Raw genomic sequence first — 20,999 nt, forward strand, 5'->3', positions numbered from 1 at the left:
CTCCTCCACCCGCCGATGCAACTGGACCGAGATCGCCAGCACGGCGGCGACCATCGCCGCGAACACCAGAAGCGATGGCGCGACGCCGAGCCCATCGCCGACTCGACCGCCGGTCAGGATGCGGCTGGCGAGATCGACGATTTCGAGCAGCAGGTAGTGCACCATGTAGACCGAGTAGGAGACAAGGCCGAGCGTCACCAGCCAGGGCGCCGAGAGAAGCCGGGCCGCCGCGCCCCGATTGGCCGCGACGAGCAGGATCACCGCGGTGAAGCCGAGCGGCACGAGGATGTCGGGCGCTTCGAAATGCAACGCGAGGAGCGTCGCGGCCGCAGCGCCGACGACCGCCGGCGTCCCGGCGAAGCGCGCCACCGCCGTTTCGGCGTAGAGGCGATAGGCCAGCATACCCAGCGTGAACTCGGCCAAGCAGCGCAGCGCGCCGAGCCGCGCGGTCTGGTCGAGGTTGGCGCCGCCCTCGGAAATCGCCAGCAGCAGCGCCACGGCGGCGACGGCGATGCCTGCGCGCAGGATCCGGCCCGATCGCAGGATCGCGACCGAAACGAAGGGAAAGGCGAGATAGACGAGAAACTCCGCCCCGATCGACCAGGCCGGTCCGTTCCAGGTCGGAAAGGCGAGGAGCCCGCTTGTCTGCAGCAGGAGAAGGTTGAGTGCGAACTGGCCGGCGGTCGAGGCCTCGTTGAACGGCGTGCCGACCGAGTATCCAACGTGCGTCGCCAGCCATTTGGCCGTCTCCAGCCCCAGGAAGCCGAAGAGGATCACCACGTGCAGCGGATAGACCCGGGCGAGGCGCGCCCGCACGAAGCCGCCCCAAGCGGCGAGCCCGACGCGGCGGTCGAACGCGGCGCTGTAGGCATGGGCCATGACGAAGCCGCTGAGGACGAAGAAGAGATCGACGAAGAGGTAGCCCCGCGCCACCAGCCCGGTCGACGGCCCGATGTCGATCGCCGGCAGGAAGCCGCCTGTATAGTGGTAGACCACGACCATCGCCGCCGCGATGCCGCGCAGCGATGTCAGGGGCTTCAGGTCGACGCGTCCGGCCGTCTTCATGCGGATGTCGTGCCTCGTTGCGGAAGGGAGCCTGGATGCGGTCGGCCTTGCCGCCCTCCCTGCCCGCTCTCGGCGGTGAGTTCAAGGCAGACTCATCGCGCGCCCCCTGTGTCCCAAGGGCCACGTTTCCGCCACGTTTCGATCGCTCGCGCGAAACATGACTGTCATGCTCACCTTACGGGCGATATGAAGGCAGCGGTCCTGTCTGGAGTTCCCGATGTCACGCCCGTCCCTTCCGTTTCTCGCTCTCCTTCTGGCCAGCACGGCCCTGCCCGGCTTCGCGCCGGTCGCCGGCGCGCAGGAGTCGATCGTCCTCGACACCGTGACGGTCGACGCCGATGGAACCGGTGACGGGACCGGCGGCACCGAGCGCGCCACGGGGCCGGTGAACGGCTACGTCGCCAAGCGCACGGCGACGGGTTCGAAGACGGAAACGCCGCTCGTCGAGGTGCCGCAGGCGGTCTCGGTGATCGGTCGCGACGAGATCGACGATCGCGGCGCGCAGAAGCTGGACGAGGCCCTTCGCTACACGCCCGGCGTTCTCAGCGCCCCGTTCGGCGCCGATACCGACACGGACTGGCTCTATATCCGCGGCTTCGACGCCACGCAGAACGGCATCTTCCTCGACGGCCTGCCGCTCTATCAGTACGCCTTCGCCGGCTTCATCGTCGATCCGTTCCTGCTGGAGCGGATCGAGGTGCTGCGCGGTCCCGCCTCCGTGCTCTACGGCGGCTCGAATGCCGGCGGCATCGTCAACTCGATCTCGAAGCGCGCCGACGGCGAGCGCCACGCTTATGTCGAAGGCGCCGTGACCGACGATCCCAACGGCTATGCGGGCGTCGATCTCGGCAATCGCTTCGACGCCGACAGCCCGTGGAGCTACCGCGTCGTCGGCCGCGTGAAGGGCGGCGAGACGCAGGTCGACTATGCCGACAACCTGCGCGGCGTCATCGCGCCCTCGCTCAGCTTCCAGCCCGATGCCGACACGAAGCTCGACATCTACGCCACCTATCAGGCCGACGAGCAGCGCCACACCAACGGCTTCTTTCCCTATGAGGGAACCGTAACCGAGGCCTCGTTCGGTCGCATCCCGCGCTCGCTTTACTACAACGAGCCCGAACTCGACCAGTTCAAGGCGCGTCAGGCGACGGTCGGCTACGATCTCGAACACCGCGTCGACGAGACCCTGACGCTGCGCTCCAACACCCGCTACGCCGACATCACGCGCACCGAATACGGCCCCTACACGTTCGGCTACTACAACGCCGCCACCGGGTTCGGCGGCGCGGCCTCGCCGGTGGACGGGCTGGCGGCGCTCAATCGCCTCAACTTCTTCCACGACACGCAGGCCGGCCTCTTCACCACCGACAACCAGGCCGAGATCCATCTCGACACCGGCCCGCTGCAGCACACGCTGCTCGCCGGCATCGACTACAAGAACTACCGGATCTCGCAGGTCCAGGCGGTGGGCTCCGCCGCGCCGCTCGACATCCTGAACCCCAGCTACACGAACGAGCTCGCGCCGCTCTTCGACCCCTATCTCGACGAGAAGCTGACGCTGAATCAGCTCGGCCTCTATGCGCAGGATCAGGTGAAGTTCGGCGACGGTTGGATCGTCACGTTGAACGGACGCCGCGATTCGGTGTGGATCGACCGCGACGACCGCTCCTCCGGCGACAACGACTATGACGGCGACGACGGCGCCTTCAGCGGTCGTGCGGGCCTCGGCTACGAGTTCGCCAGCGGCATCGTGCCCTATGTCAGCGTCTCCCGTTTCTTCAACCCGCAGATCGGCACGGATGCGGACGGCAACGCCGTGAAGCCGCAGGAAGGCGAGCAGGTCGAGGTCGGCGTGAAGTATGCGCCGGTCGGCATCGACGCGGTCTTCACCGCCTCGCTCTTCGACCTCACCCGCCGCAACACGCTGCAGTCGGACGCGAATTTCGTGCCCCGCGCCGTCGGCGAGATCCGCTCGCGCGGCCTCGAGCTGGAGGCCAAGGCCAACCTCACCGACGACTGGAACATGGTGGGCTCCTTCACCGCCTACGATCTCGAGATCCGCGAGGACGCCAACGCGGCGATCGTCGGCAACCAGCCCTTCCTCGTCCCCGAAGTGCTGGCCTCGCTGTGGCTGAACTACGAGGTGCCCACCGGTCCGCTCGACGGCGTCGAGCTAGGCGGCGGCATCCGCTACATCGGCTCGTCCTATGCCGACAACGAGAACACGCTGAAGGTGCCGAGCGCCACGGTCTTCGATGCGCGCATCGCGTACCAGAAGGACGACTGGGGCGTCTCGCTGAACGTCAACAACGTCTTCGACAAGCGCTACGTCGCGGGTTGCCAGGGTGTCCTGACCTGCGGTTATGCGGAAGGGCGTTCCGGTCTCCTGAAGGCGCATGTGAAGTTCTGAGCGACGCCTCGCGCACGACGGCGCGCGAAGCCCGAGGCTCGTTTGAAACCCGGATCCGCCGTGATGGCGATCCGGGTTTCCGCGCGCGAAAAGGGTCTCGGTACACGCTGTGATCGAGGGGCAACAGGCGGCGGCGCGATGCCGTCGACAGCCATTTTTGATGTTGCCGCTCCTCACACTCTCCGGTTCTACTGATCCCGCGTTTTAGTAAGGCTCCGGTACGACCGGGCCGCGATAGCGGGGGCAATCGCGCATGAGCATCAAAGGTCTTCTTCTGGGGTCCGCAGCGGCACTCGTGGCGGTATCGGGGGCCCGCGCGGCGGATGCCGTCGTCATGCCCGAGCCCGAGCCAGCGGACTACGTCCGCGTCTGCGACGTCTACGGCAAGGGGTTCTACTACATTCCCGGCACGCAGACCTGCTTCGGCATCGGCGGCTACCTGCGCTACGACACGACGTTCGCAGGCGACCCCGCCGTCAATCTCGAGGGCGACGACTATCAGGCCGGTTCGAGCTACCGCCTGCGCATGAACTTCGACGCGCGCGAGGAAACCGAACTCGGCACCCTTCGCTCCTTCGTTCGCTTGCAGACGACGAACACGTCCGGCACCGACAACGGGGTCCAGATCGACCAGGCCTTCGCCCAGCTCGGTGGCCTCCTCGTCGGCTATCGCGATTCGATGTGGTCGTCGGACATCGGCGGCATCGAGGACGGCCTGCTGACCGACACCGACCTCGTGGTCGGCGACTTCAACACCAACCAGGCCTCCTACACCTTCGCCGCCAACGGCTTTTCGGCCACCCTGGGCATCGAGGACGACGGCACGGGCGACGTGGTGCCGGACATTCACGGCAAGCTGGTCTATTCTGGCGCCTGGGGCAGCGCCTTCCTGTCGGGCGTCTACGACGAGACCTTCAGCGCCGAGGATATCGACGCCGCGTTCGGTCTCGACCCGCTGCTCCTGGACAACGTGTCGTTCCGCCCGGTCTTCCTGACGGGAACGCCGACGCTGCTGGAAGACGGCAATAACGGCGCCTTCGCGCTAAAGGCTGGCCTCTCGCTGAAGGACCTGATCTTCGCGGACTCGACGCTGAAGTTCGAGGGCCACTATGCGTTCGATCCGACCGTCTACGCCTCCATTCCCGGCATCGCGACGGTCGCTTCGCTCTCGGCCAACGACGCCAACATCCTGAACCCGACGCCCGGCGCCCTGCCGATCTTCCTCGAATGGGCCGCGGGCGCGGGCTACGCACAGGCCTTCGGCAAGCTCGGCGTCGCGGTGGCCGGCCAGTACGGCGAGACCTTCGACACCGCCTTCCTGACCCGCCTGCCGAACGGGACCGTGGGCTACATCGAGTCCTCGGCCGACTACTATGCCGGCGTCCTCAACGTCGGCTACGCCATCACCGACAATTTCGCGACGCTGGCGGAAGTCTCCTACAAGAACGTCGACTTCGAAGCCGTCGGCCAGACCGATCAGGTCGCCGGCTTCCTGCGCTTCCAGCGAGACTTCTGAGCACGCGGAAGCGGACCGCTCTCGCGAGCGGTTCGCTTTCGCTCGATCGAACCCGACGGCGGCCTATTCGGCCGCCGTTCTCGTTCCCGGGCGCTCCGTGGAGAAGACGGTGTCCTGCACGTCCGTCAGCCGGCGATAGGCGCCGCCGCGCGCGATCAGCGCCTCGTGGCTGCCGGTCTCGACGATGCGACCGCCATCCACCACCACGATGCGGTCGGCATGGCGGATGGTCGACAGCCGATGGGCGATCACGAGCGTCGTGCGACCGGCCGCCAGTTCGGCAAGCGAGGCCTGGATCGCGCGCTCGGTCTCGGTGTCGAGCGCCGAGGTCGCCTCGTCGAGGATCAGGACCGCGGGATCCTTGAGGAACATGCGGGCGATCGAAAGGCGCTGCTTCTGGCCGCCCGAGAGCTTGACGCCGCGTTCGCCGACCACCGTGTCGAGCCCGTTCGGCAGGGCGGCGATCGTCTGCGTCAGGTGGGCCCGCTCCATCGCGGTCAGGATGTCGGCCTCCGAGGCGTCGAGCCGGCCATAAGCGATGTTCTCGCGGATCGTGCCGCCGAAGAGGAACACGTCCTGGCTGACGACGCCGATATGCCGGCGCAGCGAGGCGAGCGTCATGGAGCGCACGTCGATGCCGTCAATCAGGATGGCGCCGGCGCTGACGTCGTAGAACCGCGGCACGAGCGAGCAGAGCGTCGTCTTGCCGGCGCCCGACGGCCCGACGAAGGCAATCGTCTCGCCCGGCTTCACCTCGAGATCGATGCCCGCCAGGACCTGCCGCCCGGAGGCGTAGGCGAACTCGACGCCGCGCAGGCTGATCGCGCCCGCCGTGCCGGAGATCTCGACGGCGCCCGGCGCATCGGCGATCTCGGTCTCGGTGTCGAGAAACTCGCAATAGCGCCGGAAGCCGGCGATGCCCTTCGGATAGGATTCCAGCACCGCTGCAATCTTCTCCACCGGGCGGAAGAACACGCCGACGAGAAGCAGGAAGCCGATGAAGCCGCCGTTCGACAGGTCGCCTGATATCACGAACCAGGTGCCGGCCACCATGACGATGACCTGCGTCAGGCGCATCGTCAGGTAGTTCAGCGACTGGCTGGTGGCCATGATGCGGTAGGCGTCGAGCTTGCGCGCGCGGTAGCCGGCATTGTTGACGGCAAAGAGCGCGCGCTCGTGATCCTCGTTGGCGAAGGACTTCACGACGCGGATGCCGCCGACATTCTCCTCGATCCGGGCGTTGAAGTCGCCGACAGAGCCGTAGATCGCCTGCCAGGTCTTGGTCATGCGCGAACCGTAGCGGGTCGTCGCCCAGGTGCCGACGGGCACGACGATCGCGGTGATCAGAGCCAGCTCGACATGGATCGTCAGCATCAGCGCGAAGGCGCCGAGGAAGGTCATGACGGCGATGAACAGGTCTTCCGGCCCGTGATGGGCGACCTCGCCGATCTCTTCCAGATCCTTCGTCAGCCGGCCGACGAGATGACCGGTCTTCTGGTTGTCGAAGAAGCCGAAGGACAGGGTCTGGAGGTGGTCGAACGCCTTGCGGCGCATCTCGGTCTCGATGTTGATCCCGAGCATGTGCCCCCAATAGGTCACCACGGCCATCAGCCCGGTGTTGAGGATGTAGATCGCCAGCAGCCCGGCGGACGCCGCGAGGATGAGGTTCCACGAGCCGCTGGGCAGCAAGTCGTCGACGAAGACCTTCACCGCGATCGGGAAGCCGAGTTCGAGAAGACCGGCGATGACGGCGCACGAGAAGTCGACGAGGAAGAGCGTGCGCCAGGGCGCATAATAGGAAAAGAAGCGGGCGAGCATGGCGGATCGGTCCTCGGATCGGGCCCGGCGGGACGGACCAGCGGCGCGGCGCGGACGGTCCCGGGGCGCACGCGAGCGGCAGGACTGCATGCTCACACCCGCAGCCACACTGTCCGCCGCGCTATACTTGAGACGCCTTATCAAGTTTGCGCGGCGGATGCCATTGGCTTCTCTCGGTGTGTGAGATGCAGCCGCCGACCGCCTCGGATCCTTCCGCGCTCAGTCGAAGATGACGCCCTTCTTGAAGATGAAGCAACCGTGCGGCCGGGCCTCGCTCGTGCGCACCACGGCATAGGCAGTCTTGGCGGCCTCGTAGAAGGCGAAGCGATCGACGCCCTCGATCGTCACCGTCCGGCCCTCGGCGGCATCCACCACCTCCTGCATCTCGCGGTGAACGTCCGGCACGGCCGTGGGATCGCCGACCACCTGCATCAGGCGCACGGGCGCGTCGACATAGCTGTCGAGCGGCAGCAGCGAGAGGATGGCGCGCGCCGCCTCCGTGGTGCCGACGCCGGCCATCTGCAGGCAGACGCCGGTAACGGTTTCGGCGGCGGTCGATTCCGCCGGGTAGTTGCGATCGACGAGCACGAGGTCGTCGCCGTGCCCCATCTCGGCGAGGATGGAGAGGAGGTCGGCGGAGATCAGCGGCGAGATGGTCTTGAGCATGGACGGGTCCTTCAGCTCTTGGAAACGGGTTTGGAGCGCATGCGGCCGACGGTCTCGCGCTCGGCCCGGCGCAGGCGCGCCGGCGGCAGGCCGGCATCCATCAGCGTGAGATCGTCGAGCAGCATGTCGCCCATGCGCTGGAACGCGACGTCGAGCGCGCCGGCACGATGGGCCGAGAGCAGCGTGTTCGGCGTCGACCGCGCAGGGTCGTCGGCGGTCGGCGGCTCCTCGGGAAAGACGTCGGTCGCGACCTTGATCCGGCCGCGCCTAGCCGCCTCGAGCATCGCCGGAAAGTCGACGATCCCGGCGCGGCTGAGAAGGATGAAGGCCGCGCCCGGCTGCATTCTGGCAAAGGCGGCGGCGTCGAAGAGATGGCCGTTCTCGGCGGTGATCGCTGCGGTGACGAAGACGGTGTCGCAGGTCCGCAGGATCTCGTCGAGCGAGGCCGGCGCCACGCCGTGGTCGCGCAGCACCGACGCCGGCAGCCAGGGATCGAAGGCCAAAACCTCGGCGCGGAAGCCCGCGAGCAGCCGGTTCACGGCGCGCCCGAGATCGCCGAAGCCGACAATGCCGATCCGCGAGCCCGATAGCAGCCGCGCCGAGCCGTTGCCGTCCAGCCCCCAGACCTCGCGCCCTGCGCGAAAGTCCGCGTCCGCCGAGGCGATCGAGCGATGCAGCGCGAGCGCCATGCCGAGCCCCATCTCGGCCACCGGCTCGGCGAAGACGGCGCTGGCGATCAGCACGTGGATGCCCCGCTCGAAGCAGGCGGTATAGGGCATGTTGTCGGTGAAATTGCCCTCGACATTGACGATCGCGCGAAGGCCGGTCATCGCACCAAGAAGGTCCGCCGACAGATCGGGCTGGCCGACGAGGTAACGCGCCTCGGCCAGCCGCTCCGGCGGCAGCGCGGCGATCTCGTCGCCCGACGTCTCCCAAAGCTCGTAGCGCTCGCGAAAGGCGGCCAGCGCATCGGGCGTGAAGATCATCTCGAGCGTGCGCGGATGCGGCGCGACGATCACCAGCGGCCGGTCTGTCATGCGGTCCTCCCCGATTCGCCCGCAGCACGCTGCCGGACACCGCCGGAGATAGCGCCGTTTTGCCGGTGCCTCAAACGCTTCGTTGCCCCGCCGCTCGCCACCCAAGCCAAGGGTCATGCTGCGCTGCACCACGCAAGCGATTGATTGCGGGAGCGAAACCCGCTTGACGCGCCATCCGATCTGTCCGCATAAGTTTTGGCAATTGGTCAGATCAATTGGCCAGTCGTGAGGCTTTGGGAGGGGCGCAGCGACATCATGCCCATCGCCGCCATCGAACCCCGCCGCCTCTATCGCCAGGTCGCCGACCAGCTCCGCAGTCTCATCGACAGCGGCGAGTATGGGGTGGGCGACCGCCTGCCGACCGAGCGCGAACTGTCCGAGAGCCTCGGCATTTCGCGGCCGACCGTGCGCGAGGCGCTCATCGCGCTGGAAGTCGAGGGCCGCATCCGCATCCGCGTCGGCTCCGGCATCTACGTCACCGCGCCGCCGACCTTGGTGCCCGTGCCGGTGCCGGCCGAACTCGACGGCCCGTTCGAGCTGCTGCGGGCACGCGAACTGGTGGAAAGCGCGGTATCGAAGGAGGCGGCGGCCTGCGCGACGCCGGCCGACATCGAGGCGCTCGACGCGATCCTGGCGCTGATGGAGGATGGGAGCCATCCCTCCCCTGAGACGATCGCGATCGATCGGCGCTTCCACGTGACGGTCGCCGGCATCCTCGACAATGCCGTGCTCACTCGCTTCATCGGCGAGCTCTTCGACCAGCGCATGACCCCCTATTTCGAGCGCCTGTCCGAGTATTTCGAGACCGGCGAAAGTTGGCGCCTCGCCCATGCCGAGCACCGCCTCGTGCGCAATGCCATCGCCGCGGGCGATGCGGCCGGCGCCGAGGCCACCATGCGCAGCCATCTCAAGAAGTCGCAGCTGCGCTTCCAGCGCGGCTTCGGCGAGACGGCCGCCAACGAGACGCCCGGCGGGAGGACGCCGGGCGCCGCGACAGCCAAGACAAGCCGGCCCAGCCGGCCGAAACGAACCACAACCGGGAGGACGTGACATGATGAAGTCGAAACTGATGCTGGGGGCCCTCGCCGCCCTCGCCCTGATGCCGGCAGGCGGAGCGCTGGCCCAGACGAAGCTGACCTGGGCGCATGTCTACGAGGTCACCGAGCCGTTCCATACCGAGTCGGTCTGGGCCGCCGAGGAGATCAAGAAGCGCACCGAGGGCCGCTACGAGGTCACCGTCTATCCGGCCTCGCAGCTCGGCAAGGAAGCCGACCTCAACCAGGGCCTGACGCTCGGCACCGCCGATATCATCATCTCCGGCTCGTCCTTCGCCGCGCGCGAGTTTCCGCCGATCGGTGTGACCTACTATCCCTATATCTTCCGCGGGCCGGAGCATCTCCTCGCCTATACGAAGAGCGACATCTTCAAGACGCTCGCCGCCGGCTACGAGGAGGCCTCCGGCCACCACATCGCGGCCGTCACCTACTATGGCACGCGGCACACGACGGCGAACAAGGAGATCAAGACGTGCGCCGATCTCGCCGGCGTGAAAATGCGGGTGCCCGACGTGCCGGCCTACCTCGCCATGCCCCGCGCCTGCGGCGCCAACACCGCGCCGATCGCATTCGCCGAAGTCTACCTCGCGCTGCAGAACGGCACGGTCGAGGCGCAGGAAAACCCGCTGACGACGATCGAGGCCAAGAAGTTCTTCGAGGTCCAGAAGTACATCGCGCTGACCGGCCACATTGTCGATCACCTCAACACCGTGGTCTCGCAGACCCGCTGGGCCTCGCTTTCGGATGCCGACAAGGCGATCTTCACGGAGGTGATGCTGGAGGCCGCCGCTCGCGCCACGAAGATCGTGCAGGAGCGCGAGACCGCGCTCGTCCAAAGCTTCAAGGATCGCGGCATCAATGTCGGCGAAGTCGACAAGGCGGACTTCGAGAAGACCGTGCGCGAAAAGGCGCCGCTCGAGACCTACGGCTATCGCCAGGCCGACTACGACGCGATTCGCGCCGTTCAGTAAGCCCAACCCGATCCGGCTTCGGGCCATCGCGCCCGGAGCCGGTTTCCGTCATCCCCCGTAACTCACCACCGCCCGACGCTGCGCCGGCCGACCTTTGCGTCGTGTCGACTGCCGGCGGCGTGCGCCGCCCTGCGCCCGGAAGGACGACCGCCATGGCACAAGAGCATCACACGCAGGTCACCACCGAGGACATCGCACAGGCGTTCGAGGAGGACACCGGCCCGGCCGATCTCTCGCCCTATTCGGTCGAGGACTGGATCACGCTGGCGGTCTTCTGGGGCATGGCGCTCTGCGTCTTCCTCCAGTTCTTCACCCGTTACGTGATGAACAACAGCCTCGCCTGGACCGAGGAGATCGCGATCAACTGCCTCGTGGTGGTGGTCTTCGGCGGCGCCGTCATGTGCGTGCGCATGTCCCGGCACATCCAGGTCGACGTGCTCTACCACTACATCTCCCCGCGCCTCGCCCGCGTTCTCTCGATCACGGTCGACGTCGTGCGCATCGCCTTCTTCGCCTACGCCGTGAAGCTCCTCTGGCGTTATGTCGGCATCGTCTCGCGCGAACGCATGGTCACGATCGACCTGCCGCGCTCCATCATCTTCTACACGGTCTTCGCCGCCTTCGTGCTCATGCTCCTGCGCGCCCTGCAGGTGGCCTGGGGCAACTGGCGCCGTGGCTACTCGGTGCTCGAACGCCCCGGCGCGTTCGACGGCATGGGAGAATAACGCGCATGCTGCTCCTCATCGGAACGTTCCTCGGCTTCATGGTGATCGGCGTTCCCGTCGCCATCGCCATGTTCGTGGCCTCGGGCCTCTATCTCCTCGTCTACGGCATCGCGCCCGACATCATCATCGCGCAGCGGATGATCGCCGGCGTCGAGAGCTTCCCGCTCCTCGCCGTGCCCTTCTTCATCCTCGCCGGCAACCTGATGAACATCGCCGGCGTGACCGGACGCATCTACTCCTTCGCCGTCGCGCTCGTCGGCTGGATGAAGGGCGGTCTCGCGCAGGTGAACATCATCGGCTCGGTGATCTTCTCCGGCATGTCCGGCACCGCGCTGGCCGATGCCGCCGGCATCGGCACGATCGAGATCAAGGCCATGAAAGACCACGGCTATCCCGTGGAGGCAGCCGTCGGCGTCACCGCAGCGTCGGCGACGCTCGGGCCGATCTTCCCGCCCTCGCTGCCCTTCGTGATCTACGGCATGATGGCCAACGTCTCGATCGGCGCGCTGTTCATGGCCGGCATCATCCCCGGCGTCGTGATGACGCTCTTGATGATGATCACCGTCGCGATCATGGCCTATCGCAAGGGATGGGGCTCCGACGCGCCCTTCGAGGTCCGCAAGCTCTTTGCCGCCTCGCTCGAGATCGTCGTCGTGCTCGCCGTACCGCTGACGATCTGGCTGCTGACGCTGACCGGCCTGTCGCTCAACCTCTCGGTCGGCATCGCACTCCTCGCCCTCATCGCGGTCGACTGGTACTTCGACTTCTCGGCCGTGATGGCGCTGATGACGCCGGTGATCCTCATCGGCGGCATGACGATGGGCTGGTTCACGCCCACGGAAGCGGCCGTGGCGGCCGTCATCTGGTCGCTCTTCCTCGGCCTCGTGCGCTACCGCTCGATGACCTTCCGGGGTCTCGCCAAGGCGAGCTTCGACACGATCGAGACCACCGCCTCGGTGCTCTTCATCGTCACCGCCGCCTCGGTCTTCGCCTGGCTGCTGACGGTGAGCCAGGCCGCGCAGCTCCTGTCGGACGCCATTCTCGCGGTGACCGACAACCCGTGGGTCTTCCTGCTTCTCGTCAACATCCTCGTCCTCGTGGTCGGCTGCTTCCTCGACACGATCGCCGCGATCACCATCATCGTGCCGATCCTCCTGCCGATCGCGTTGCGGCTCGGCATCGACCCCGTGCATTTCGGTCTCATCATCACGCTCAACCTGATGATCGGGCTTCTTCACCCGCCGCTCGGCATGGTCCTCTTCGTCCTGTCGCGCGTCGCCAAACTGTCGGTGGAGCGAACGACGATGGCCATCCTGCCCTGGCTGGTGCCGCTCTTCATCGCTCTCATCGTCATCACATTCGTGCCCCAGGTGACCCTGTGGCTGCCGACCCAGATGGGACTGATCCGATGACGGGAACCCTCGCGCACGCTGCCACGATCTTCGCGGCCGAAGACCTTCGCGTCGTCGACCGACCGCTCGGGGAGCTCGCCCCCGACCGGGTGCGGATCCGCTTCGGCGCCGGCGGCATCTGCGGCTCGGACATGCACTACTTCCGCCATGGCCGCACCGGCGACTTCGTGGTCAAGGAGCCGCTCGTGCTCGGCCACGAGGTGGCGGGAACGGTGGAAGCGGTGGGCCGCGACGTGACCGGCCTCACGGTCGGGACGCGCGTCGCGGTGAACCCCTCGCGGGCCTGCGGCCATTGTCCGCGCTGCCGCGAGGGGCGCGCCAACCTCTGCGAGAACGTCTTCTTCATGGGCTCTGCCTCGAAGGATCCGCACATGCAGGGCGGGTTCGCCAGCCTCTTCGACGCTGCGCCGGCGCAGTGCGTCCCGGTGCCCGATACGCTGCCGATCGAGGCGGCGGCGCTCGCCGAACCGCTCGCGGTCTGCCTCCATGCGGTGGCCCGCGCCGGCGACCTAGCGGGTCGCTCGGTGGCCATCGTCGGGGCCGGGCCGATCGGCCTTCTGACGCTCCTCTGCGCGCGGCTGTGCGGCGCCGCGGAGACCACGGTGGTGGATGTCGCCGCCGCTCCGCTCGCCTTCGCCACCCGGCTCGGCGCCACCCATGCGATCGATGTGTCCGCTGACCCGGACGCGCTGAAGCGCATCGCGGCGCCGGACGTGGTGTTCGAGGTGTCCGGCACCCCGGCGGGCCTCGCCTCGTCCATCGCGCTCGTGCGCCGAGGCGGCATCGTGGTGCAGGTCGGCAACCTACCAGGCGGCGCGATCCCCGCGCCGATGAACGCCGTCATGGCCAAGGAACTCGACCTTCGCGGCACCTTCCGCTTCGACCGTGAATTTGCGGAAGCCGTGGATCTCATCGTCTCCGGCGCGATCGACGTTCTCGCCATCGTCACTGCTCGCCGCCCGCTTGCCGAAGCGCCGGACGCCTTCCGGCTGGCGCTCGATCGCAGCCAGAGCGTCAAGGTGGTTCTGACGGCGGCGTGATGGGCACGGCGGTGATTGCGGGCTGGTCTTCGGCGGCCTAAAGCTCGCGGCAATGCTTTGCCGGGGAGGATGGGACGATGGACGATCAGGAGCGCGGGATCCGGCAGACGATCATCGATCTCTGCCTGGAGATGAACGCCAACGGGCTCAACCAGGGCACGTCGGGCAACATCTCCTTCCGCCATGGCGAGCGCATGCTCATCACGCCGACCGCGACGCCCTATGAGCAATTGACGCCGGAGATGATCGTCTCGATGCCGCTCGCCGGCGACGGGTCGCACTGGGAGGGCCCGATCGCCCCGTCCGTCGAATGGCGCTTCCACCGCGAGATTTTGCTGCGGCGGCCCGACATGAACGCCGTGGTCCATGCCCACGCGACCTTCTGCACGGTGATTGCCATCACCCGCCGCGCCATTCCGGCCTGCCACTACATGGTGGCGGCCTTCGGCGGCAACGACGTGAAGTGCTCCGGTTATGCCCGCTACGGCACGGCCGAACTCTCGGTCCTGGCGCTCGAAGCGCTGGAGGGTCGCACCGCCTGCCTTCTCGCCAATCACGGCATGATCGCCATGGGCGAGACGCTGGACAAGGCGATGTGGCGCGCCGTTGAATTGGAGACGCTGGCCAAGCAGTATTATTACAGCCTGCAGCTGCCCGGCGGCCCGGCGATCCTGTCCGACGCCGAGATCGACGAGACGCTGCGCGGCTTCGGCAGCTACGGCTTGCTGCCCGATCCGGCCTGAACGACGGCATGCACGACGGTTCGGGAGGCGAGACGGCGATGAGCGTGAACCTGACGGACGGCGCGCGGGCGGTGCTGGCTCTGGCGGACCCTTCGGTGGCCCCGTTCGAGACGGGAACGCCTGCCATGGCGCGCGCCGCCTACGGTGCCGGGCGTCCCGCCGTGCAGGGCGAACGGGTGGAGGTCGGCTCGGTCCGCGACGTCGAGATCGCCACGAGCGCGGGCTCGATTTCCGGCAGGCTCTATCGCGGGATCGGCGCAACAGCCGAAGCCGCGCCCGCGCTCCTCTATCTCCATGGCGGGGGCTGGGTGCTCGGCAACCTCGACTCGCATGACGAGGTCTGCCGGCTTCTGGCCAACGAGGCCGGTGCCGTGGTGCTCTGTCCCGACTATCGCCTCGCTCCCGAACATCGTTTTCCCGCCGCCGTGGAAGACGCCGCCGACACGCTCGCCTGGCTGCGCCGCGAGGCGGTCTCGCTCGGAGTCGACCCTGAGGGGATTGCGGTCGGCGGCGACAGCGCCGGCGGCAATCTCGCGGCAGTGACGGCGCTCGGCAGCCGTGCGGACGGCGGGCCGCCGCTGGTCGCGCAGCTCCTGTTCTATCCCAACACCGACGCCGGACAGGATTTCGGCAGCGTCCGGCGCTTCGCCGAGGGCTACGGGTTGACCGCCGCCACCATGCGCTGGTTCAGGGATCTAACGATCCGCAACGCCGACGACATCGCCGACTGGCGCCTCTCGCCGCTGCGCGCGCCCGATCTCTCCGGTGCCCCGCCGGCCTACGTCGCCATCGCCGAAGCCGACATCCTCTCCGACGAGGGCATTGCCTATGCCGACCGCCTCGCCGCCGCCGGGGTGCCGGTCGCGGTGGAGCACTGGCCGGGCCTCATCCACGGCTTCGTGTCGATGGGCCGCCATATCCCGCAATCGCGCGAGGCCATCCGCAACGCGGCCGCCGCGTGGCGCGGCTTCCGGGCGCGCTGATCCGCGCCGGATCTGCTTCGGCTGCCGGCGCTCAGGCCAGCGGATGGCGCTCGATGCGCGGCAGCGCCTCGCCGTCGGCGCGAAACACGTGGCCGGCGGCGGCATGGACGCGCAGGCGCACGGGGGCATGCGCCGGGGTCGGGTCGTTGCCGTCGACCTGCACCACCACCGTGCCGCCCTCCGCCAGATCGACATAGAGCACGGTGACGTTGCCGAGCCGTTCGGCGACGAGCGTCCGGCCCGCGAGCTCCCCGGAATCGTCCAGCGACAAGTGTTCCGGCCGGATGCCGAATGTCACGGTCTCGCCCGGCTTCACGCTCGCGCCCTCGACGGGAACGTCGAGTTCGACGCCGCCGGCCACCGCCAGCCGGATGCCGGAGCGCTCATTCGAGACGACGCGCGCCGACAGGGTGTTCATCTTCGGCGAGCCGATGAAGCCGGCGACGAAGAGGTTTTTCGGGTGGTGGTAGAGATCGAGCGGGCTGCCGACCTGCTCGATGCGGCCGGCGCTGAGGACGACGATCTTGTCGGCCATGGTCATCGCCTCGGTCTGGTCGTGCGTGACGTAGATCATCGTCGCCGCCAGCCGTTCGTGCAGGCGCATGAGTTCGAGCCGCATCTGCACGCGCAGCGCCGCGTCGAGGTTGGACAGCGGCTCGTCGAACAGGAAGATCTTGGGATCGCGCACGATGGCGCGGCCGATGGCGACGCGCTGGCGCTGGCCGCCCGACAGCTCGCGCGGGCGGCGTTCCAGAAGCGCGCCAAGCTGCAGCACCTCGCCCGCCGCGCGTACCTTGGCCTCGCGCTCGGTACGGCTGAGGCCCGCGAGCTTCAGCGCGAAGGCCATGTTCTCGGCCACCGTCATGTGCGGATAGAGGGCGTAGGACTGGAACACCATCGCCAAACCCCGGTCGGCCGGGCCGATCTCGTTGACGCGCGCGCCGTCGATGCGGATCTCGCCGCCCGTGATGCCCTCCAGCCCGGCGATCATCCGCAGCAGCGTGGACTTGCCGCATCCGGACGGCCCCACGAACACCACGAATTCACGGTCGGCGACCTCGAGATCGACGCCCTTTATGGCCTCGAAGGAGCCGTAGCGCTTGCGGACGTCGTGGAGCGTGAGGGTGGACATGGCTGGGGTTCCCGATCCTGGATCTTCGTGAAGGGCCGTCAGTTGGCTTCGAGCACGAGGCTCGCCGCGCCGACGAGGCCGGCATGGCGGCCGAGCCCGGCCGCGACAACCGGCACGTCGCGATAGGCGGGCATCGCGCGCTCGGTGATCGTGCGGGCGATGTCAGCTGCCATCAGGTCGAGCGCCACCGAGAGCCCGCCGCCGACGACGATCGCTTCGGGCGAATAGAGGTGGAGGAGATTGGTGAAGCCGATGCCGAGCCAGCGGGCTTCCTCCGCCAGCAGTGCCAGCGCTTGGCGATCACCCTCGCGCGCCGCGTCCGCCACGTGGCGCGCGGTGACCGCGCCGTCTGCCGAGAGTGCCCGCAGGCGCGATCCGTCGCCGGGGCTGGTTGCCTTGGTGGCGCTCCAGCCGAGCGCCGAGCCGGACGCCACCGCCTCGAAGCAGCCGACCGCGCCGCAGAAGCAGCGCCCGCCGCTCTCGGTGATCGTCATGTGGCCGATCTCGGCCGCCAACCCCCGGCGCCCGTGCAGGATGCGCCCGTCGGCCACCACGCCGCCGCCGATGCCGGTGGAGACGGTGACGAAGACGATCGACGCCAAGCCCCGGCCGGCGCCGTAGCGCCATTCGCCGAGCGCCGCGGCGTTGGCGTCGTTCTCCAAACGAACGGGCAGGCCGAGACGATCACGCAGGATCGCAGCCAGCGGCACGTCGTGCCAGCCGCGCAGCGTCGGCGGCGCGATGGAGATGCCGGCGATGGGGTCGAGCGGCCCGGGCGCGCCGATGCCGAGGCCGAGGATTTCGAGGTCGGGAACGCGCGATCGCGCATCGGCGAGGAGAGCGACGATCTGGTCGATCACGCGTTCCGGCCCGGCCATCGCATCGGTCGGCGTCCCCGCTTCCGTAAGGATGCGCCCGCCCGGCGCCACCGCGGCCGCACGCAGTTCCGTGCCGCCGAGATCGACCGCGAGGGCGAGCGGCTCGGGCATCAGGCGGCGATCTTCAAGTCATGCAGCCAGCGCATGCGGTCGGCGAGATCGGGGTCGCCGAAGGCCAGCGAGCCCAGCACCACGGTCTCGGCTCCGGCTCCGCGAAGGCGCGGCACGGTCTCCTGCCGGATACCGCCATCGGCGGCGAGCACGATGTCACCCTCACGCCCATGACGGCGCAGGATCGCGCGGGCTTCTTCCAGACGCGGGCAGGCCGTGTCCGACAGGCCCTGCCCCTTCACGCCGATCGCGGTGCCGAGAAGGGTAACGAAGGACACCTCGCCGACGAAGGGCTCGATGGCGGCGACCGGCGTTTCCAGCCGCAGCACGACACCGCCGGCGACGCCCATCCTGGCCACCGCGCGCAACGCCCGCAGCCCGGCCTCGCCATTTTCGGCGTGGACGCTGATCAGATGCGCCCCGGCCTCGGCGAACTGCATCGCCTGCGCCTCCACGATGTCGGCCTCGACCATCAGGTGCACATGCAGCGGGCGGTCGGTCAGCTTGGCGATGCGGGCCACCTGATCGGGGAAGAAGAGGAAAGTCGGCGCGAAGCGACCATCGGCGACGTCGATATGGTAGAGATCGACATGGTCGTGCGTGCGCTTGAGGTCGGCCTCGAGATTGGCGAGGTCGGCCGACCAGAGCGAGAATTCGCCGAGAAGGCGGTCGCGCGGCAGCGAGGCGAGCGAGAAACGGTCGGTCATCGGGGGATCCCTTCGGACGGGGCGAGCGGCAGCGCCGCGAGAAAACTGGAAATGGCGTACCGCACGGCGGCCTGATGCACGCCCTTGTCCGCGGCCTTCGCCGGCACTTCAATGAGGCGGGCGTCGGGGATGAGGTCGGCGAGTTCGCGCGCCAGCGCCAGCGGATGCACGTCGTCCTCGCCATTGCCGACGACGAGCACGGGGAGCCTCAGCGCCGCGATCTCGGCTCGCGAGACGCCGGGTCCATCGGAGGCGACGTCATCCAACAGATCGGCTGTCGAGGCGAGGTCGGGCCGGTCGAAGAAGCCGGTGAGCGAGGCGTGATTGTCGGGCGAGAGTTCGGCCAACCGCCGGGCTTGCGCGGAATCCACGAAGGCCGCACGCGCCGCCGCCGGGTCGCCGGGATGCCGTCGCATCGCCGCCGCCGCCGCCGCATAGGGGCGCATGTTGGCCGGCGCGGCCTCCGCTGCCCAAGCGGGGCGCACGAGAACGAGCGCCGAGACAAGGTCCGGCCGCGTCACCGCCAGCCGCAGCGCGATCGCCGCACCCATCGACACGCCGCCGGCCACGAAGCGCTGCAGGCCCACGGCCTCGGCCGCAGCCACCGCATCCTCCGCGAACATCGCGATCGAGAAGGGCCGCGTCGCGCCCGGCTCGGATTGGCCCTGCGCCCGGCATTCCAGCGTCAGCCGGCGCCAGCCGGCTTCATCCGGGAAATTGCCTTCGGCCTGCGTGGCATCGCCGCCGAGGCCGTGCTGGAAGAGCGCACTACGCCCCTCGCCTGCTTCCACCAGCCGCAGCCGCGCGCCGCCTCGCGTGATCCAACGCTCGTTCATGGCAGCGCGCCGCGCAGGAACGCCGCGACGTCGGCGGCGTCTTCGGCGGCCAGCCCGTGGGTGACGAGCGGGCCGTCGAACCCGGCGGCGCGAAGCCGGCGGAGGAAGTCGGGAAAGTCGACGACGCCCTGGCCCGCGGTGGCGAAGCGCCCGTCGGGGTAGCGGTCCTTGGCGTGGGCCATGGCGATGAGCGGTGCTGCCTCGTCCACCGAGCGCGCGACGATCTGCCGGGCCTCGTCCGGGCTCCCGGCCTCGAAGAGGTTGGCGGGGTCGAGCACGACGCGAAGGCGCGGCGAGCCCATCTCGGCGGCGAGGCGCGCGGCATCGGCGGTCGAGGTCACGATATTGGCCTGTTCGGGCTCGATGCCGAGATCGATGCCGTGGCGCTCCGCCAGATCCAGCGCCGTGGCCATCTCGGCGGCCATGTCGGCCCAGGCCGAGGGGTCGGCATTCGCAGGATGATGGGCCCACTGGTCGGTCGGGTGCCGGGTGCCGGTGCAGAGCGTCACCAGCGGGATGGCGAGCGCCTGCGCCGTCTCGATGATCACAGTGAGACGGCGCAGGCCGTCACTGCGAACCACGGGGTCGGTGTGCGCCATGTTGTAGGTGCCCGACAACGCCGCGAGGGAGACGCCGCTCGATGCCGACGCCGCGCAGATGGCCGCGATCGCCTCCGGCGGCACCTCGTCGGGCATCGAGGCGAGGCCGGCGCAGGCGAGGTTGAACTGCGTGGTCTCGTAGCCGGTTGCCGCCACCGCCGTGAGGACGGACGCCGGGTCGGTGCCGGGAAAGGTCTTGGCGAAGATGCCGAGCCGCATCACACCGCTCCCGTCACGGAGGCGAGTTCGACGCGCGCGCCGGTCTCGACCGAACGAGCGATGGCGACCATGGCGCGGATCGAGGCCACGCCGTCCGCGGCATCAGCCCCTCGCATCGGCGCACCGTCGAGGATCGTGTCGGCGAAGCCTTCGAGCTGGCGACGGAAGAAGTGCCCGTCGGCGCCGAGCGGCTTGTGCGTCGTCGCGGTCTTCTCATGGAAGATCTCGACCTCGGAGGCGCGGAAGTACCAAGGGTTGAAGGTCTTGGCGAGCACCGAGCCGTTCTCGCCGTAGAGCTGGAAGCCCTCGAACCAGTCCATTCGCACGGCCACCGTCAGGTCGAGATGGCCGAGTGCACCGGAGGCGAATTCCGTCTCGACGAACCAGCAATAGGCGCCGAACTTCTCGCGCAGCCGTGCGCGCACGGCGACGATCTCGCCGCAGAGGAAGCGCGCGGTATCGACGAGATGCGAGCCGTGCGCCAGCATAAAATACTGCCGGAGGTCCGCCTTCGGATTGCCGCCGGGCTTCCGCGCCAGCTTCGAGGTGACGGGCAGCGGTTGCACGGCGTCGGTGTTGGTGTAGCGGTGGGTCGAGTCGCAATACCAGGCCTTCAGCGCCAGCACCTCGCCCATCTCGTCCCGCACGAAGTCGCGCGCCGCCTCCAGCGCCGGGTCGAAGCGCTTCATGTGCCCGACCTGGTACGTGCGCCCCGAACGGGCGACGGTGGCCGCCAGCGCCTCGCCCTCGGCCACCGAGACGCCGACCGGCTTCTCGCAGAGCACGTGCTTGCCGGCCTCCAGCGCCTTCAGCGTCATTGGCACGTGATAGGCATCCGACGTCGCGACGATCACCGCGTCGAGCGCGGGGTCGGCGAGCATCGCGTCGTAATCGGCGTAGCTTTTGGTTGGCTCGTAGGTCGCGGCCATGCGCGCCAGAAGATCGGGCGCGGCATCGCAGATGGCGTAGAGGTCGGCGTTGCGCGCCTTCACGCAGGATTCCAGATGCGCGAACTGAGCGATGGGCCCGCATCCGAGCACGCCGACGCGCAGCCGGCGATCGTCCTTCTTCAGCAT

At 68.5% G+C, this 20,999-nt stretch carries 19 protein-coding genes; 9 read left to right on the forward strand and 10 right to left on the reverse strand.

Features of this window, described 5'->3' with window-relative positions; translation table 11 throughout:
* Positions 1 to 1,065, reverse strand: a 1,065-nt coding sequence (locus tag AUL33_RS02680) for an acyltransferase (RefSeq protein ID WP_062203396.1), incomplete at its 3' end; no start/stop codon positions are given.
* A gap of 217 nt (positions 1,066 to 1,282) precedes the next feature.
* On the opposite strand from AUL33_RS02680, the gene AUL33_RS02685 reads away from it, so the two are divergent.
* Both AUL33_RS02685 and AUL33_RS02690 read left to right on the forward strand, forming a co-directional pair.
* Positions 1,283 to 3,475, forward strand: coding sequence for a TonB-dependent siderophore receptor (locus AUL33_RS02685; RefSeq protein WP_062203397.1), 2,193 nt, complete (start codon positions 1,283 to 1,285; stop codon positions 3,473 to 3,475).
* A 253-nt stretch (positions 3,476 to 3,728) separates the two neighbouring features.
* The gene (locus tag AUL33_RS02690; protein WP_062203398.1) at positions 3,729 to 4,991 is read left to right on the forward strand and encodes a porin; all 1,263 of its coding nucleotides are present in this window, start codon (positions 3,729 to 3,731) and stop codon (positions 4,989 to 4,991) included.
* A 63-nt stretch (positions 4,992 to 5,054) separates the two neighbouring features.
* On the opposite strand, the gene AUL33_RS02695 is transcribed toward AUL33_RS02690, so the two are convergent.
* From AUL33_RS02695 to AUL33_RS02705, 3 genes are all read right to left on the reverse strand, one after another.
* A complete protein-coding gene (locus AUL33_RS02695) occupies positions 5,055 to 6,809 on the reverse strand; it encodes an ABC transporter ATP-binding protein (RefSeq protein WP_062203399.1) in 1,755 nt (584 codons plus the stop codon).
* 219 nt (positions 6,810 to 7,028) lie between these two features.
* Positions 7,029 to 7,475, reverse strand: coding sequence for an RbsD/FucU family protein (locus AUL33_RS02700; protein WP_062203401.1), 447 nt, complete (start codon positions 7,473 to 7,475; stop codon positions 7,029 to 7,031).
* An 11-nt stretch (positions 7,476 to 7,486) separates the two neighbouring features.
* The gene (locus AUL33_RS02705; RefSeq protein ID WP_062203402.1) at positions 7,487 to 8,512 is read right to left on the reverse strand and encodes a hydroxyacid dehydrogenase; all 1,026 of its coding nucleotides are present in this window, start codon (positions 8,510 to 8,512) and stop codon (positions 7,487 to 7,489) included.
* Positions 8,513 to 8,767: 255 nt separating this feature from the next.
* Between AUL33_RS02705 and AUL33_RS02710 the strand changes: the two genes are divergently transcribed.
* From AUL33_RS02710 to AUL33_RS02740, 7 genes are all read left to right on the forward strand, one after another.
* On the forward strand, positions 8,768 to 9,562 hold the full coding sequence (locus AUL33_RS02710; protein ID WP_062203403.1) for a FadR/GntR family transcriptional regulator: 795 nt from the start codon (positions 8,768 to 8,770) through the stop codon (positions 9,560 to 9,562).
* A 1-nt stretch (position 9,563) separates the two neighbouring features.
* The gene (locus AUL33_RS02715; protein ID WP_374754399.1) at positions 9,564 to 10,538 is read left to right on the forward strand and encodes a sialic acid TRAP transporter substrate-binding protein SiaP; all 975 of its coding nucleotides are present in this window, start codon (positions 9,564 to 9,566) and stop codon (positions 10,536 to 10,538) included.
* Between the two features lie 152 nt (positions 10,539 to 10,690).
* Positions 10,691 to 11,263 carry a TRAP transporter small permease gene (locus AUL33_RS02720; protein WP_062203404.1) on the forward strand — a complete coding sequence of 191 codons (573 nt, stop codon included), beginning with the start codon at positions 10,691 to 10,693 and terminating at the stop codon, positions 11,261 to 11,263.
* Positions 11,264 to 11,268: 5 nt separating this feature from the next.
* Positions 11,269 to 12,675, forward strand: coding sequence for a TRAP transporter large permease (locus AUL33_RS02725; protein WP_062203406.1), 1,407 nt, complete (start codon positions 11,269 to 11,271; stop codon positions 12,673 to 12,675).
* Positions 12,672 to 13,715, forward strand: a complete 1,044-nt coding sequence (locus AUL33_RS02730; RefSeq protein ID WP_062203407.1) for an L-idonate 5-dehydrogenase — start codon at positions 12,672 to 12,674, stop codon at positions 13,713 to 13,715. Before AUL33_RS02725 ends, AUL33_RS02730 begins: the two co-directional genes overlap by 4 nt.
* Before the next feature lie 77 nt (positions 13,716 to 13,792).
* Entirely contained in the window at positions 13,793 to 14,458 is a 666-nt protein-coding gene (locus AUL33_RS02735) for a class II aldolase/adducin family protein (protein WP_062203408.1), read from the forward strand.
* A gap of 8 nt (positions 14,459 to 14,466) precedes the next feature.
* The gene (locus AUL33_RS02740) at positions 14,467 to 15,441 is read left to right on the forward strand and encodes an alpha/beta hydrolase (protein ID WP_244491913.1); all 975 of its coding nucleotides are present in this window, start codon (positions 14,467 to 14,469) and stop codon (positions 15,439 to 15,441) included.
* A 31-nt stretch (positions 15,442 to 15,472) separates the two neighbouring features.
* Here AUL33_RS02740 and AUL33_RS02745 read toward each other — a convergent pair whose 3' ends face one another.
* Genes AUL33_RS02745 through AUL33_RS02770 form a run of 6 tightly spaced genes read right to left on the reverse strand, consistent with a single transcriptional unit; the run spans position 15,473 to position 20,999 of the window.
* Positions 15,473 to 16,573 carry an ABC transporter ATP-binding protein gene (locus AUL33_RS02745; RefSeq protein ID WP_062203411.1) on the reverse strand — a complete coding sequence of 367 codons (1,101 nt, stop codon included), beginning with the start codon at positions 16,571 to 16,573 and terminating at the stop codon, positions 15,473 to 15,475.
* Positions 16,574 to 16,611: 38 nt separating this feature from the next.
* Entirely contained in the window at positions 16,612 to 17,562 is a 951-nt protein-coding gene (locus AUL33_RS02750; protein WP_062203413.1) for an ROK family protein, read from the reverse strand.
* Positions 17,562 to 18,269 (reverse strand): ribulose-phosphate 3-epimerase, encoded by a 708-nt coding sequence (locus tag AUL33_RS02755; RefSeq protein ID WP_062203415.1) that lies wholly within the window; start codon positions 18,267 to 18,269, stop codon positions 17,562 to 17,564. Before AUL33_RS02755 ends, AUL33_RS02750 begins: the two co-directional genes overlap by 1 nt.
* Positions 18,266 to 19,105 (reverse strand): alpha/beta fold hydrolase, encoded by an 840-nt coding sequence (locus AUL33_RS02760; RefSeq protein WP_062203418.1) that lies wholly within the window; start codon positions 19,103 to 19,105, stop codon positions 18,266 to 18,268. The genes AUL33_RS02755 and AUL33_RS02760 overlap by 4 nt, the downstream gene beginning before the upstream one ends.
* A complete protein-coding gene (locus AUL33_RS02765; protein WP_062203420.1) occupies positions 19,102 to 19,923 on the reverse strand; it encodes a sugar phosphate isomerase/epimerase in 822 nt (273 codons plus the stop codon). Before AUL33_RS02765 ends, AUL33_RS02760 begins: the two co-directional genes overlap by 4 nt.
* Complete coding sequence (locus AUL33_RS02770; protein ID WP_062203421.1) at positions 19,923 to 20,999, reverse strand: Gfo/Idh/MocA family protein; 1,077 nt, start codon at positions 20,997 to 20,999, stop codon at positions 19,923 to 19,925. Before AUL33_RS02770 ends, AUL33_RS02765 begins: the two co-directional genes overlap by 1 nt.

Origin of the sequence: Aureimonas sp. AU12 (assembly GCF_001463705.1) — a bacterium.
Taxonomy (GTDB): domain Bacteria; phylum Pseudomonadota; class Alphaproteobacteria; order Rhizobiales; family Rhizobiaceae; genus Aureimonas.